This is a genomic window from Saccharothrix sp. CB00851 (assembly GCF_001905065.1).
Lineage (GTDB): Bacteria > Actinomycetota > Actinomycetes > Mycobacteriales > Pseudonocardiaceae > Actinosynnema.
The window spans coordinates 383240-398170 of the sequence record NZ_LWLC01000023.1 but is presented as its reverse complement, the minus strand read 5'-3'; the positions used below and the strand labels follow the sequence as shown (position 1 = coordinate 398170).

13 protein-coding genes are annotated in these 14931 nt (G+C 73.8%); 8 read left to right on the top strand and 5 right to left on the bottom strand.

Annotated features, from left to right (window positions below):
- Position 1: 1 nt before the first annotated feature.
- Genes A6A25_RS23155 through A6A25_RS23135 form a run of 5 tightly spaced genes read left to right on the top strand, consistent with a single transcriptional unit; the run spans position 2 to position 6544 of the window.
- On the top strand, positions 2-1063 hold the full coding sequence (locus A6A25_RS23155; RefSeq protein WP_073893149.1) for a hypothetical protein: 1062 nt from the start codon (positions 2-4) through the stop codon (positions 1061-1063).
- Positions 1060-3642 carry a serine/threonine-protein kinase gene (locus A6A25_RS23150; RefSeq protein WP_083668570.1) on the top strand — a complete coding sequence of 861 codons (2583 nt, stop codon included), beginning with the start codon at positions 1060-1062 and terminating at the stop codon, positions 3640-3642. The genes A6A25_RS23155 and A6A25_RS23150 overlap by 4 nt, the downstream gene beginning before the upstream one ends.
- Before the next feature lie 3 nt (positions 3643-3645).
- A complete protein-coding gene (locus tag A6A25_RS23145; RefSeq protein WP_073893147.1) occupies positions 3646-4614 on the top strand; it encodes a protein phosphatase 2C domain-containing protein in 969 nt (322 codons plus the stop codon).
- The gene (locus tag A6A25_RS23140) at positions 4604-5884 is read left to right on the top strand and encodes a vWA domain-containing protein (RefSeq protein ID WP_073893304.1); all 1281 of its coding nucleotides are present in this window, start codon (positions 4604-4606) and stop codon (positions 5882-5884) included. Before A6A25_RS23145 ends, A6A25_RS23140 begins: the two co-directional genes overlap by 11 nt.
- 3 nt (positions 5885-5887) lie before the next feature.
- Complete coding sequence (locus A6A25_RS23135; RefSeq protein ID WP_073893146.1) at positions 5888-6544, top strand: FHA domain-containing protein; 657 nt, start codon at positions 5888-5890, stop codon at positions 6542-6544.
- Here A6A25_RS23135 and A6A25_RS23130 read toward each other — a convergent pair.
- A complete protein-coding gene (locus tag A6A25_RS23130; RefSeq protein WP_073893144.1) occupies positions 6524-6871 on the bottom strand; it encodes a DoxX family protein in 348 nt (115 codons plus the stop codon). The genes A6A25_RS23135 and A6A25_RS23130 overlap by 21 nt on opposite strands.
- Before the next feature lie 175 nt (positions 6872-7046).
- Between A6A25_RS23130 and A6A25_RS44220 the strand changes: the two genes are divergently transcribed.
- Positions 7047-7259: a hypothetical protein gene (locus tag A6A25_RS44220; RefSeq protein WP_158073794.1), complete on the top strand. Its 213-nt coding sequence runs from the start codon at positions 7047-7049 to the stop codon at positions 7257-7259.
- A gap of 9 nt (positions 7260-7268) precedes the next feature.
- Here the strand turns inward: A6A25_RS44220 and A6A25_RS23120 are convergent, their stop codons facing one another.
- Positions 7269-8105, bottom strand: coding sequence for an NAD(P)H-binding protein (locus A6A25_RS23120; RefSeq protein ID WP_073893141.1), 837 nt, complete (start codon positions 8103-8105; stop codon positions 7269-7271).
- Positions 8106-8164: 59 nt separating this feature from the next.
- On the opposite strand from A6A25_RS23120, the gene A6A25_RS23115 reads away from it, so the two are divergent.
- Together A6A25_RS23115 and A6A25_RS23110 are read left to right on the top strand one after the other, a co-directional pair.
- Entirely contained in the window at positions 8165-8653 is a 489-nt protein-coding gene (locus A6A25_RS23115) for a MarR family winged helix-turn-helix transcriptional regulator (protein WP_073893140.1), read from the top strand.
- A 207-nt stretch (positions 8654-8860) separates the two neighbouring features.
- The gene (locus A6A25_RS23110) at positions 8861-9346 is read left to right on the top strand and encodes a MarR family winged helix-turn-helix transcriptional regulator (RefSeq protein ID WP_073893138.1); all 486 of its coding nucleotides are present in this window, start codon (positions 8861-8863) and stop codon (positions 9344-9346) included.
- Positions 9347-9364: 18 nt separating this feature from the next.
- Here the strand turns inward: A6A25_RS23110 and hrpA are convergent, their stop codons facing one another.
- The 3 genes from hrpA to A6A25_RS23095 are packed head-to-tail and all read right to left on the bottom strand — an operon-like array spanning position 9365 to position 14892.
- Positions 9365-13267 (bottom strand): ATP-dependent RNA helicase HrpA, encoded by a 3903-nt coding sequence (gene hrpA, locus A6A25_RS23105; RefSeq protein ID WP_143193340.1) that lies wholly within the window; start codon positions 13265-13267, stop codon positions 9365-9367.
- Positions 13268-13308: 41 nt separating this feature from the next.
- A complete protein-coding gene (locus A6A25_RS23100) occupies positions 13309-14100 on the bottom strand; it encodes a thioesterase family protein (protein WP_073893137.1) in 792 nt (263 codons plus the stop codon).
- A 36-nt stretch (positions 14101-14136) separates the two neighbouring features.
- Positions 14137-14892: an isocitrate lyase/PEP mutase family protein gene (locus A6A25_RS23095; protein ID WP_073893135.1), complete on the bottom strand. Its 756-nt coding sequence runs from the start codon at positions 14890-14892 to the stop codon at positions 14137-14139.
- Positions 14893-14931: the final 39 nt, after the last annotated feature.

The following is a 14931-nucleotide window of genomic DNA, read 5'->3' as shown; positions in this document are numbered from 1 at the left end:
CATGGACACCCTGGACGAGCAGCTGGCGTCGGTGCGGCGGGAGGCCGACCGGGTGGCCGAGTCGCTGCTGGCGATGGAGGACCACCCGGGTCACCGGCTGCTGCGCGGTGCGGTGCTCACGGGCGGGTCGGCGCGGCGGTGGGAGGCGGCGAACGCCGGGATGGTGCGGCTGTGGGAGTGGTTCGACGCCTACCGCGCGGTGCTGCGGCAGGCGTCGGACGCGCGGGACCCGGCGGAGCTGGCGCGGCTGCTGCGGGGCCCGGCGATCGCGCTGCCGGAGGCGTCGGTGCGCACGTTGACCGGGCCCGCGGCCCGGCTGGTCACGCTGGGTGAACTGGTGGCCGGGATGAAAGCGGAGTACGCGCGGGTCATGGCCGTGTTGGCGGAGGCGCACGAGGGGTGGTCGCGGCGGTTGGCGCTGCTGGACCCGTTGACCGGGCAGCTGGCCGGGATCGACTCGCCGGCCGCGGCACGGCTGCGGGCGGAGGTGGCGCGGGCGCACGCCCGCGCGGTGGCCGACCCGTTGACGCCCGACCCGGAGGTGGCCGACCTGGTCGCGCGGGTGGCGTCGGTGAGCGCGCTGCACCGCACGTTCGCGTCGCGGGCGCGGGCGCTGTCACGGCTGGTCGCCGAGGTCGAGTCGGTGCGGGCGCGGGCGGTCGAGGTGCGGGCGCGGGTCGTGGCGGAGATCGCCGGCGACCACCCACCGGTGCCGGGTGAGGACGTGGCCGGGGCACTCGACGGGTTGCGGGGACGTTTTCCGGATGTGGCGGAAACGGACGTGGCGGCCGTGGAGGCGGCGGTGGGCGCGGCGTTGACGCGGGCGCGGGAGGTGTCGGCGCACCTGACCGGGTCGCTGGAGCGCAGGTCGGAGCTGCGCGGCCGGTTGGACGCCTACCGGGCGAAGGCGGCCGGGCGCGGGTTCGCCGAGGACGCCGGGTTGGCGCAGCTGCACCGGCGGGCCCGTGACGTGCTGTTCGGCGTGCCGTGCGACCTGAACGCGGGCACGGTGGCGGTGCGGCGGTACCAGCGGGCGGTGCTGGCCAGGACGGAGGGCCGATGAGGACGTGTCCACGTGCCGGCTGCGGCGGGGCGATCGCCGACGACGGCTTCTGCGACGTGTGCGGCCTGGAGGCCCCGGTCCTCGCCGCCACCACGCCTGCCGCCGGCCCCGGTCGCGGCCCGGCCGAGGCCGAGGCGGACGCGCGGTCGGGCGGAGGTGGCGGCGCGGCCGGTAGGTCCGCGACCGGCGGTCCGGCCGCCCGCGGCTCAGGTGGCGGTTCGGTGGCCGGCGGACTGGGAGGCAGCTCGGAGGCGCGCGGGCGATCGACTGCCGTGGGCAGTGACCCGGCCGCGGGCGCAGGGTCGGTGACCAGCGGCTCGGCGGCTCGCGGGCGGGCGACCGGTACCGGCGGTGAGGCCGGGGTCGGTGCGGACAGCGGGCCCGCTACCGGCGCGTACCCGGGTCCCGGTGCCGACAGCGGTCCTGCCACGGGGCCCGGCACGGCGCCGTGGTCGCCCGCGGCGGCGTCGGCGGCACGGTCGCGGCGGGCGTCGGCGTCCACCCGGTCGTCCGGGCGGGGACGGTTGGGCGCGGGCTTGGTGGAGGTGCCCCGGGTGCCCTACCGGGATCCGAAGGCCGCTGTCCTGACTGATCCCGAGGTGCCGGAGGCGAAGCGGTTCTGCTCCAGTTGCGGCAAGGAGGTCGGGCGCGGTCGGGACGGCAGGCCGGGCCGGGAGGAGGGGTTCTGCCCGCACTGCGGCCACCACTACTCGTTCACGCCGAAGCTGGCGCCCGGCGAGGTGCTGCACGACCAGTACGAGGTGCTGGGCTGTCTGGCGCACGGTGGGCTGGGGTGGATCTACCTGGCCGCCGACCACGCGGTCAGCGACCGGTGGGTGGTGTTGAAGGGCCTGCTGGACTCCGGTGACGCCGACGCGATGGCGGCGGCGATGGCGGAGCGCCGGTTCCTGGCCGAGGTGGAGCACCCTAATATCGTCAAGATCCACAACTTCGTGCGGCACGAGGACCGGGCCAGCGGCGAGCTCGTGGACTACATCGTGATGGAGTACGTGGGCGGCACGTCGGTCAAGGACATGATCAAACAGTTGCGGGCGCGGGGCACGGGCAGCGAGTCGCTGCCGGTGGCGCAGGCGATCGCCTACGCCCTGGAGGTGCTGCCCGCGTTGGGCTACCTGCACGGGGTGGGCCTGCTGTACTGCGACTTCAAGCCGGACAACGTGATCCAGACCGAGGAGCAGCTGAAGCTGATCGACCTGGGCGCGGTGCGGCGCATCGACGACCGGCACTCCCCCATCTACGGCACGATCGGCTACCAGGCGCCGGAGATCGGCACGGACGGCCCGTCGGTGGCCTCCGACCTGTACACGGTGGGTCGGGCGTTGGCGGTGATGAGCTTCCAGTTCGACTTCCGCGGCCGGTACAAGGGGTCGTTGCCGCCCGCGGACGAGCAGCCGTTGCTGCGCGGGCACGACTCGTTGCACCGGTTCCTGCTGCGGGCCACGCACCTCGATCCGGAGGAGCGGTTCGCCTCGGCGGAGGAGATGGCCGAGCAGCTGACCGGTGTGCTGCGGGAGGTGTTGGCGCAGCAGGACGGGCTGCCGCGGCCGGGTGTGTCGCGGCAGTTCACGCCGGAGCGGCGGGCGTTCGGCACGGAGGGCGGGTTGGACGTGCGGGCGGCGGCGACGGGCCTGCCGGTGCCGCAGGTGGACACGTCGGACGCGGCGGCGGGTTTCCTGGCGACGGCGGCGACGACGGGTGACCCGGACCAGGTGGTGGCGGCGTTGCGGGTGGCGCCGGTGCAGACGGTCGAGGTGCGGTTGCAGGTGGTGCGGGCGTTGATCGAGGCGGGTCGGGTGGAGGAGGCGGTGGGCGAGCTGGACGCGTTGGCGTCGCCGTTCGACCCGGACGACCCGCGCACTCCGCTGCCGGACGACTGGCGGCCCGGCTGGTACCGGGGTGTGGCGGCGCTGGTGGGTAGCCCGGGGAATCGGGGGCTGGCGGAGCGGGCGCGGGCGGCGTTCGAGCAGGTGCGTGACGCGTTGCCGGGTGAGGCGGCGCCGAAGCTGGCGGTGGCGGTGTGCGCGGAGTCGTTGGGTGACGCCGACGCGGCGGCGGCCGGGTACGAGGTGGTGTGGCGGACCGATCACGCGTACGTGTCGGCGGCGTTCGGGCTGGCCAGGGTGTTGCTGGGCCGGGGCGGGCGGGACGCGGCGGTGGGTGTGCTGCACTCGGTGCCGGACACGTCGATCCACCACGTGGCGGCGCAGGTGGCGGCGGTGCGGGCGCAGATCGGCGCGGCGCGGGAGTGCGCGGGCCGGGGCGGCGGAGAGGCGTTGGCGGAGGTGATGGCGGCCGGTGCGAGGCTGTCGGGGTTGGAGTTGGACGTGGCGAGGCGGGCCGGGTTGACCGTGGAGTTGTTGGGTGTGGCGTTGGAGTCGTTGCCGGGCGCCGGTGCGGCGCCGGCGGGGACGCTGCTGGGCTGCGAGGTGAGCGAGTCGGGGCTGCGGTTGGGCCTGGAGCGCTGGTACCGGCAGTTGGCGCGGCTGGCCGACACCCCGGAGGAACGCATCGCTCTCGTCGACCGCGCGAACGCGGTCCGGCCCAGGACGTTGGTGTAGCTGATGGAATCCTGTCCCGAGTGCGCGTCGCCGGTGGCGTCGCAGGACCGTTTCTGCGAGGCGTGCGGGCGCAACCTGCGGGTGCAGCGGACACCGGTGGGTGGCCCGGGCGCGCAGTGGCCGCCGATGTGCGCGTGCGGTGGCGAGGAGTTCGACGCGGACGGGTTCTGCGAGCAGTGCGGTCGGGCGCGGCCGTCGGCGCGGGACCGGGTGGAGTTCGTGCTGCCCGGGGTGGCGGGGGTGAGCGACCGGGGCAAGCGGCGGCAGCGCAACGAGGACTCGATGGCGTTCGGCCGGGTGCGCGGGCGTGGTGTGGCGGCGGTGGTGTGCGACGGGGTGGCGTCGTCGGAGCGGGCCGAGCAGGCGTCGCAGCAGGCGGTGGACACGGCGGCGGACGTGCTGTTGACGGGGTTGCAGTCCGGGATGGACGCCGAGGCGTTGACGACGGACGCGGTGGTGGCGGCGAACGAGGCGGTGGGCCGGTTGGCGCGGCCGGAGGCGGCGGAGGTGGCGCCGTCCTGCACGTTCGTGTCGGCGGTGGTGACCGACGGTTCGGCGACGGTGGGGTGGGTGGGCGACAGTCGCGCCTACCTGGTGGCCGAGGCGGGTGCGGCGCGGCTGACCACGGACGACACGTGGGCGGCGCAGCTGGTCGCGGAGGGGGTCCTGACCGAGGAGGAGGCGCTGACCGACCGGCGGGCGCACGTGCTGTCGCGGTGGTTGGGCGCGGACTCGGGGGTGGAGGCGCCGCAGACGGTGACGTTCAAGGTGGAGACGTCGGGGCTGCTGGTGTTGTGCAGCGACGGGTTGTGGAACTACGTGCCGGAGCCGGAGGACCTGCTGGAGGTGCTGCCACGCGGGGTGCCGCCGATCGAGGTGGCGCGGGAGCTGGTGGAGGTCGCGTTGAAGGCGGGTGGGCACGACAACATCACGGTGGTCGTCGTCCAGTTGCGGGGTGGGCATGGGGCTTGACTTCGCGGTCGAGGTGTTCCAGAACGAGTACCTGCCGCGGGGTGCGGCGGAGGTCGACGCGATCGTCACGGTGACCGCGACCGGTACGGCGGCGCGGGTGGTGCCGGCCGACGCGGCGGAGGTGGTCATCGTCGACACGTCGGGGTCGATGGGCTACCCGCCGTCGAAGCTGGCGGCGGCGAAGCGGGCGACGGAGGCGGCGGTCGACACGGTGCGCGACGGGGTGTGGTTCGCGGTGGTGGCGGGCACGCACTCGGCGCGCGTGGTGTACCCGCCGGCGGGTGGGCTGGTGGTGGCGGATCCGCGGACGCGGGCGGCGGCGAAGCAGGCGGTGCGGCGGTTGCGGGCGGACGGCGGCACGGCGATGGGCCGGTGGCTCGAGCTCGCCGACAGCCTGTTCGCCGGGTACGCGGGCGGGCCGCGGCACGCGATCCTGCTGACCGACGGGGAGAACCAGCACGAGTCGCCGCGCGAGTTGTCGCGCGTGCTGGACGGGGTGGCGGGCCGCTTCACGTGCGACTGCCGGGGTGTGGGCACGGACTGGCGGGTGGCGGAGCTGCGCCGGATCGCCGAGGCGTTGCTGGGGACGGTGGACATCGTGGCCGACCCGGAGGGGTTGGCGGACGACTTCCGGTCGATGGCGGCGACGGCGATGGGCAAGGCGGTGGCGGACGTGTCGCTGCGGTTGTGGACGCCGCAGGGCGCGGGGGTGGCGCTGCTCAAGCAGGTGTCGCCGGGGCTGGTGGACCTGACGGGGCGGCGGGTGGAGTCGGGGCCCCGGACGGGTGACTACCCGACGGGGGCGTGGGGTGGTGGGGAGAGCCGTGACTACCACCTGCGGGTGCGGGTGCGGCCGGCGGACGTGGGCGACCGGATGTTGGCGTCGCGGGTGAGCCTGGTGGGTCCGTCGGGTGACGTGCTGGGGCAGGGTCGGGTATTGGCGGTGTGGACGGAGGATTCGGCGTTGTCGACGCGGATCAACCGCGAGGTGGCCCACTACACCGGGCAGGCGGAGCTGGCGGAGGCGATCCGGGACGGTCTGGAGGCGCGCAAGGCCGGTGACGTGGGCCGGGCGACGGCGAAGCTGGGTCGCGCGGTGCGGCTGGCGCACGAGTCGGGCCACACCGACACGGCGAAGCTGCTGGCCGGGGTGGTGGACGTAAAGGACCCGGGTACGGGGACGGTGACGTTGCGGGCGCGGGTGGCCGACGCGGACGAGATGACGTTGGACACCCGGTCGACGGTGACCAAGCGGGTCCGGAGGGGCTAGGCGATGGCGACCTGCCCGGCGGGCCACGGCTCGGTGACCGACGACTACTGCGACGTGTGCGGTGCGCCGATGCCGGGTGGTTCCGCGCCGGGCGGAGCCGGGCCCGCCAGGGGTGTCGAGGAGACGTGTGCGGCGTGCGGTGCGGTGCGGGTGGGTCGGTTCTGCGAGGAGTGCGGGCAGGACTCGTTGAGCCCGGTGGCGGCCCCGGCGCGGCCTGCCGTGCGCGGGTCCGCGGGCGTGCCGGTGTCGTGGCACGTGACGGTGGAGGCGGACCGGGAGTACTTCGAGCGGGTGGTGGCGGTGGGTGGGCCGGACGCGGGCGCGATGGCGTTCCCGCGGTTCTGCCCGCCGCGCCGGTTCGCGTTGTCGGGGCGGCAGGTGTCGATCGGGCGGCGGAGCCGGTCGCGGGGGATCGTCCCGGAGATCGACCTGGTGGGCCCGCCGGAGGACCCGGGTGTCTCGCACCACCACGCGGTGCTGGTGGCGTCGGGTGGTGGTTGGGCGGTGGTGGACGTGGGTTCGACGAACGGGACGACGGTGACCGACGGCGACACCCCGTTGCCGCCGAACCGGCCGCACCCGTTGGAGCCGGGCGACCGGGTTCACGTGGGTGCGTGGACCACGATCACCCTGCACCGGTCAGGCGGCGAGCAGGCCTAGGGTGAGCGTGGCCGCGGCGAGCAGCCCGAACCCGGACGGCAGGCCGACGCGGTGGTCGCCGACGCGCAGGTGGGTGGCGATGGCGGCGGCGAAGAACAGCACCACCCCGGTCACCGCGGCCAGGCCGAGCGGTGGGACGGCGTAGCCGGCGAGGATCCCGGCGACGGCGAGCGCTTTGACCGCGCCGAGCAGCGGCAGCAGCCCGGCGGGGACGCGCGCGGCGGCCAGGGCGGCGAGGACCCGGTGGTCGCGGGCGAAGTCGAGCGCGGCGGAGTAGGTGAGCGCGACGGCCGGCAGGCTTGCGGCGACGAGGTGGGCGAGGTGCACCGGGTCACCTCCGGAACGCGTCGGCGTGCTCGACGGCCCACCGGGCGAAGGTGCGGGCGGGGCGGCCGGTGACGCGTTCGACCGCGTCGGTGACCGTGTGGCCGGCGTCGGGGACGTCGGCGTAGAGCCCGAGGACGAAGTCGGCCTTCTCGGCGGGGCCGCCGGGTGCGACGCGGTGGATCCGCAGCGACGGCGGGTGCGCGGTCCACAGTGCGCGGGCCCGTTCGGGGGTGAGTTCCTCGAACCGCAGGTCGCGGCCGGTGGCGTCGGCGAGGTGGCGGACCTTGTCGCGCGGGGTGAGCGCTTCGGGGCCGGTGAGGGTGTAGGTGTGCCCGGCGTGGCCGTCGGTGGTGAGCGCGGTGGCGGCGACGGCGGCGATGTCGGCTGACGAGGACGGTCATGCGGGTGCTCCGGTGAAGAGGTGGGTGTGGTCGGTGGCCCATCGGGCGAAGGTGCGGGCGGGGCGGCGGAGGATCTTGTCGACCTCGCCGGTGACGGTGGCGGGCAGGCCCGCTCCCCTGGCGTAGCGGTCCATCAGGGCGTGCGCGAACGCGGGCGGCAGGCCGGCCCGGACGAGGTGGTCGGTGGCCTGGCCGGTGGGGATCTCCTCGTGGCGCAGCGGGCGGCCGAGGGCGTCGCCGATGATCGCGACCAGGTCGGCGTGGGTGTGGGAGGCGGGTCCGGTGACCTCGACGCGGCGGCCGTCGAGGGTGTCGGTGGTCAGGACGCGGGCGAGCACCTCGGCGAGGTCGCGTTCGTCCAGTGGCGCCTCGGCGAAGTCGGCGTAGGGGCCGCGGACGACGTCGCCGGCCCGGATCTGGTGCGCCCAGGCGGTGGCGGTGTTGGTGGCGAAGGACCCGGCGCGCACGCTCACCCACGGCAGGCCGCTGCCCGTGACGGCGTCCTCGGCTTCTTTGTTGCGGTCGCCGCGGTGGCGAGAGGGCTGGTCGGCGGGGTCGTCGTCGACGTTGAGGGCGGACAGCGCGACGACCTTGCCGACGCCCGCGGCACGGGCCCGGGCGACGAGCGCGAACGGGTCGGCGACCGCGCGCGGGTGGACGAACAGGGCGGTGACGCCGGTCAGGTGGGCGGGGTGCTCGTCGACGAACGTCACGTGGTCGGCGATGGGCGGGTGTGCCTTCGGGGCGCGGCTGACGGCGCGCACCGGCCCGGTCAGCAGGCGGACGAGGTGGCGGCCGACGGTGCCGGTCGCGCCGGTGACGAGGACGGTCATGGGTGGTTCCCCCCGGTTAGACTTCGTGCGGATCAAAGACAATACGGAGACCATATCATATGAGTTCCATAAGTTCTGGGGATGCGCGGGAACGGCGGCGGACCGTCACCGCGATCAAGGAGGCGTTGCGGGAGCTGCGCAACCAGTTGTCGCTGCTCAACCACCAGGTGTCCCGGCGGCTGGAGCTCAAGGACGTCGACCTGGACTGCCTGGAGCTGGTGCACGAGCAGGGTCCGATGACGCCCGGTGAGCTGGCGCGCCGGGCGGGGCTGCACCCGGCGACGTTGACCGGCATCCTGGACCGGTTGCAGCGGGCCGGGTGGATCACCCGGGAACGCGACCCGAACGCCGCCGACCGGCGGGCGGTGACGGTGCGCGCGACCAAGGAGCGCAACGCGGAGCTGTTCGGGCTCTACGCGGGGATGAACTCCTCGCTGGACGAGCTGTTCGACGGCTACGACGACGCGGAGCTGGCGCTGCTGGCGGACTTCCTGCGGCGGACTACGGCATTGGGGCGAACGGCGACCGAGGAGTTGGCGCAGGGGTAGGTCGGCGACCGGGTGCGGCGACTGGGCCGGGCGCGCGGGGTCCGGTGGGCCGTCGCGCGGGTTTTCGCCGGGACGCCCGCGCGCGTTGTCGATCACGAATACGGTTGGGGTCGTGCGGATCAAAGGGGGGCCCGCGATCTCGGGTGCACAGCTGTCCTGTCCCGGCACGCGACCGTCCGGCACGGCCCGGACCCGGCGGGAGGGCTGATGGCGGACGCGGTCGACCTGGTGCTGGCGCAGTGGTCGGTGCAGCGCCCGGACGTCGACACCTCGCCCATGGCGGTGCTGGCGCGGGTGACGCGGCTGGCGCGGCTGCTGGAACGGGAGCTGCGGGAGTTCGTCGGCCGGTTCGACCTGGAGCCGGGCGAGTTCGACGTGTTGACCACGCTGCGGCGGGCGGGGTCGGCGCACGGCATGACGGCGGGCGCGTTCCTGTCCGCGTCGCTGGTCACGGCGGGCGCGATCACCAACCGGATCGACCGGATGGAGGCCAAGGGCCTGGTGGAACGCGTGCCCGACGCCGCGGACCGGCGGGTGGTGCGGATCAAGCTCACCGACCGGGGCGCCGAGCTGGTGGACGGGATGCTGGCCGAGCACATGCGGCACTACGCGCGGCTGCTGGAGCCGTTGGACGACGACACCCGGACGGTGGTCGCCGACGCGCTGCGGACCCTGCTGGAGCAGTGCGAGTAGCCGCCGCCGCGCTGCCGGCTAGCGGGGCACGGCGTCGAGGGCTTTGAAGATCCGCTTGTCGGAGACGGTGTAGCGGGTGCCGATGGTCTGGGCGAAGTAGCTCAGCCGCAGTTCCTCGATCATCCACCGCACCTCGTCCAGCTCGTCGTGCGGTTCGTCGGCGGGCAGGGCGGCGCGCAGTTCGCGGTACTCGGCGTGCACGGCGTGGACGCGGTCCATCCACTCCTGGTCGCGGCGGACGTTCTCGGGCAGCTTCTCCAGCCGGCGGGCGATGCCCTGCAGGTAGCGGTGCACGTCGACGAGCCGGTCGGCGCCGGCCTCGGTGACGAAACCGGCGTGCACCAGGCCGGTGAACTGGGCGCGGATGTCGGCCAGGGACTCCTCGAACACGGGGCCGCGCACGGCGTTGACGCGCAGTTCGACGTCCTGGGCGACTTCCAGGACGCGGCGGACCTTGTGCACGACGTCGAACGTGGTCTCGCCCAGGCCGCGGCGGACGTGGTCGGTGAGCTTGGTGAACGCGGCCTCGGTCCACACCGGGCCGCCGGCGTCGCGCAGGAGCTTGTCGACGGCGGCGCCGATGCAGTCGGCCAGCAGGGGTGCGACGCCGCCGTGCGGGTTGCGGGTCAGGGTGAGCTTCTCGGCGTTGTTCAGGCCGCGTTGCAGGGTTTTCACCGGGGACGGGGTGTTGAGCAGCAGCAGCCGGCGGGTGCCGCGCCACATGGCCTGCCGCTGGCGTCCGGGGGTGTCGAGGACCTCCACCGCGACGGTGTCGCCCTTGTCGACCAGGGCGGGGTAGGCGGTGACGACGATGCCGGACCGCTGCCGCTGCACGGTGCGCGGCAGGTCGCCGATGTCCCACGTGGTCAGGCCGGTGCGGGCGAGGTTGCTCGCGGCGGCGGCCAGCGTTTCGCGCAGCTGCCCGCGCAGCCGGGCCTTGAGCGCGGCGAGGTCCTTGCCGCGGGCGAGTTCGCGGTCGTTCTCGTCGACGATGCGGAACGTGAGCTTGAGGTGCTCGGGCACCTGATCGAGCTGCCACTGCTCGCGCGGCACGACGACGCCGGTCAGCCGGCGCAGTTCCCGTTCCAGCGCGGGCAGCAGCGGTTCGTCGGCGTCGATGCCGGACAGCGCGGCGGCGGCGACGTCGGGGACGGGCACGAAGTTGCGGCGCACGGGTTTGGGCAGCGACCGGATGAGCGCGACGACGAGCTCGGTGCGCAGGCCGGGTACCTGCCAGGACAGCGCGTCGTCGGGCAGGGTGGTCAGCGCGGGCAGGGGCAGTTCGACGGTGACGCCGTCGACGGCCGCGCCGGGTTCGAACCGGTAGGTCAGCGGCAGGGTGAGTCCGCCGCGGCGCAGCTGGTCGGGGTAGGCGTCGGGGGTGACCGCGGCGCGGTCGTTGACCAGCATCGCCTTGTCGAAGGTGAGCAGGTCGGGCTGGGTGTGCCGGGTCTTCTTCCACCAGGTGTCGAAGTGCCGGGCGGAGACGACGTCGGCGGGTACGCGCTGGTCGTAGAAGTCGTAGAGGGTGTCGTCGTCCACGACGATGTCGCGGCGCCGCGCCCGGTTCTCCAGCTCCTCGACCTCGGCGAGCAGTTCCCGGTTGCGGTGGAAGAACTTGTGGTGGGTGGTCCACTCCCCCTGCACGAGGGCGTGGCGCAGGAACAGTTCGCGGGACAGCTCGGGGTCGATGCGCCCGTAGTCGACCTTGCGGGAGGCGACGATGGGCACGCCGTAGAGGGTGACCTTCTCCAAGGCGACGACGGAGCCGCGTTTGGCTTCCCAGTGCGGTTCGCTGTAGGTGCGCTTGACCAGGTGCCCGGCGAGCTTCTCGGCCCACTCGGGTTCGATTTTGGCCACGGTGCGGCCCCACAGTCGCGACGTCTCGACCAGTTCGGCGGCCATCACCCACTGGGGTGGTTTGCGGAACAGGGCGGAGCCGGGGAAGATCGCGAATTTCGCGTTGCGGGCGCCCAGGTACTCGGTCGCGGCACGCTTGCCCGGGTCACGTTTGGGGACGTCCTTGACGCCGATGTGGGACAGCAGCCCGGACAGCAGCGAGACGTGGATGTTGCGCGGGTCGGCGGGCTGGTCGTTGACGTGCACGCCGAGGGTCTTCGCGACCTGCCGCAACTGCTGGTAGATGTCCTGCCACTCGCGCACGCGCAGGTAGTTGAGGAACTCGGCGCGGCACAGCCGGCGGAACTGGTTGCTGGACAGCTCCTTCTGCTTGTCGCGCAGGTACTGCCACAGGTTGAGGAACGCGGTGAAGTCGGAGTCGGGGTCTTTGAACCGGCCGTGGAACTCGTCGGCGGCCTGCTGCTTGTCCGAGGGGCGTTCGCGGGGGTCCTGGATGGACAGGGCGGCGGCGATGACCATGACCTCGCGGACGCAGCCGTTGCGGTCGGCCTCGATGACCATGCGGGCCAGGCGGGGGTCGACGGGCAGCTGGGCGAGCTTGCGTCCCAGCGTGGTGAGCTTCTGCTCGGCGGGCAGGATCGCGCCCAGTTCCTGCAGCAGCTGCACGCCGTCGGTGATGTTGCGGGCCTCGGGCGGGTCGATGAACGGGAACGCGGCGATGTCGCCCAGCCCGATGGAGGTCATCTGCAGGATGACCGAGGCGAGGTTGGTGCGCAGGATCTCCGGGTCGGTGAACTCCGGGCGCGCGTCGAAGTCGTCCTCGCTGTAGAGGCGGACGCAGATGCCCTCCGACACGCGGCCGCAGCGGCCCTTGCGCTGGTTGGCCGACGCCTGCGACACCGGTTCGATGGGCAGCCGCTGCACCTTGAGGCGGTGGCTGTAGCGGGAGATGCGGGCGGTGCCGGGGTCCACGACGTACTTGATGCCGGGCACGGTCAGCGACGTCTCGGCGACGTTGGTGGCCAGCACGACGCGGCGCCCGCGGTGGGGCTGGAACACGCGGTGCTGCTCGCCGAACGACAGCCGCGCGTACAGCGGCAGGATCTCGGTGTCGCGCAGTTCCAGCGCGGCCAGCGCGTCGGCGGTGTCGCGGATCTCGCGTTCGCCGGACAGGAACACCAGCACGTCGCCGGGCCCTTCGGCCTGCAGTTCGCGCACCGCGTCGCAGATGGCCTGCGTCTGGTCGCGGTCCGGGTCGGCGTCGGGGTCCTCGGGGTCCACGATCGGGCGATAGCGGACCTCGACGGGGTAGGTGCGGCCGGAGACCTCGATGACCGGGGCGTCGCCGAAGTGCCGGGAGAACCGCTGCGGGTCGATCGTGGCGGAGGTGATGACGACCTTGAGGTCGGGCCGCTTGGGCAGCAGCTGCTTGAGGTAGCCGAGCAGGAAGTCGACGTTGAGGCTGCGTTCGTGCGCCTCGTCGATGATGATCGTGTCGTAGCGCGACAGCATCCGGTCGGTCTGGATCTCGGCCAGCAGGATGCCGTCGGTCATGAGCTTGACCAGCGTGTCCTCGCCGGACTGGTCGGTGAACCTGACCTTGTAGCCGATCGCGCTGCCCAACGGCGTGTCCAGCTCCTGGGCGACGCGCTCGGCGACGGTGCGCGCGGCGAGCCGGCGGGGCTGGGTGTGCCCGATCTGGCCGAGCACGCCGCGGCCGAGTTCGAGGCAGATCTTGGGCAGCTGGGTGGTCTTGCCCGAACCGGTCTCGCCGGCGACGATCACGACCTGGTGGTCGCGGATGAGCGCGGCGATGTCGTCCTTGCGGGCGCTGACCGGCAGCTCGGGCGGGTAGGTGATCTTCGGCACGGCCTCGCGGCGCAGGGCGACGCGCAGCTCGGCGGCCTCGACGTCGGCCGCGATCTCGGCCAGGACGGCGGCGCGGGCGGAGTCGTCGCGGACCTTGCGCGCCCCGTCGAGCCTGCGTGCCAGCCTCCGCTGGTCCCGCGACATCAGTTCGGACAGGCGTTGGCGCAGGTCAGCGTGCGACATCTGGTTCATTTGGGTCAAGGATATCGAGGGTGGGCCGGTGGGGCTGCCGATTATCGGCCGGTCAGCAGGGCGAGTTGGCGCGACTGGGCGACCAGCTGCCCGGTCGTGTCCCACAGTTCGACGTCTTCCTCGTGGTAGCCGCCGACGAGGTACCGGGTCGTGACGCGGGCGGCGAGCCAGGCCGACGCGGGCCGGGCACGCACGTGGACGGTGAGTTCGACGGTGGCGGAGTCGGTCTCGCCGAGTTCGAGGACGGCGGGCGCGGCGGAGTCGGCCAGCGACGCCAGGCTCGCGGTGTCGGCGGGGCGGCCGTCGGCGAAGCGGATCCAGAACTCGGTGTGCGGGGTGCCGGTGGGTCGGCCCTGCGCCCAGCCGTGCGGCTTGGGCGCGCGCAGGTCGACGCGGTCGGCGACGGTGACCCCGGGCAGTCGCCGGCCGCCGTAGACGTCCACGCACTCGTCCGGCGGCGGCAGGTCGGGCGCCTCGCCGAGGACGAGCGTGCGGCCGGTGGCGGCGTCGAGGTCGGCGTAGGAGGCGACGACCCGCAGCACTTCGCGGTCACCGCAGACCAGGCGCGCCTCGCCGGTGGACAGCCGCCGCCCGGCGCGCACCACCTCGGTGTCGACGCGGACCGGTCCGACGACGCCGGGCCGCAGGTAGTGGGCGCCGACGACGAGCGGGTCGGGGTGCGGCAGCACCTCGCCGAGCGCGCGCAGGCAGAACGCGACGAGGTAGCCGCCGTTGGGCCGCCCGCCGCCGCTGCTCCAGCGGTCGGTGAGGTGGCCGGTGAACCGCCCGTCCCCCGCCGCGTCCACCCGCGTGTCGACGTCCCACTCGCCCATGGGACGTCACCCTAACGGGCGTTACCGGTGGGTAGTTCAGGCGCGGTAGGGGCTGCTGCCGTCGAGCATGTCGGCCGCGGTCTTCGCGAGCTGGTTCATCAGCACGTTGTGCAGGCCGGGCCCGAAGCTGACCCGGGCGACGCCCAGCGCGCCGAGGTCCTTCGGCGCGGGCGCGCCGGGACCGTGCGCGATGTTCACCGGACGGCCGCCGACGGCCTGGACGAACTCGGCGATCCGGTCACCGGGCACCCGCAGCGGGTAGACGCAGTCCACGCCCGCCTCGAAGTAGGCCCGCGCGCGGCTCACGGCGGCGTCGAACGAGCCGTCGCCGTGGACGAACTCGTCGATCCGGGCGTTGATCACCAGGTCGGCGTCCGCGGCGCGCACGGCGGCCAGGAACGCGGCCTGCTCCTCGAGGTCGACCATGGCCTTGGTGCGGGGATCGGAGTCCTCCAGGTTGCAGCCCGCCGCACCCGCCTGCGCCAGGCGTTCGGCGATCCGGGCGGGCGGCAGGTCGTAGCCCCGCTCGATGTCGGTGGTCACCGGCACGGCGACGGCGTCGGAGATCCGGCGCACGGCGCCGAACGCCACGTCGGCGGGCATGTCGTGCCCGTCGGCGAACCCCAAGGCGGCGGCCACGGCGACACTGGTCGTCGCCACCGCCGGGTGCCCGGCCTCGGCGAAGACCAGCGCGGAGGAGACGTCCCACGCGTTGGGCACCACCAGCGGGTCGCCCGGCACGTGCAGCGCCCGCAGCGCCTTGGCAGCCGTGGTCACATCGGTCCTGGTCACATCGGCTCCCGTCTCGACTCCGGGTCGCGGTCGACCGGC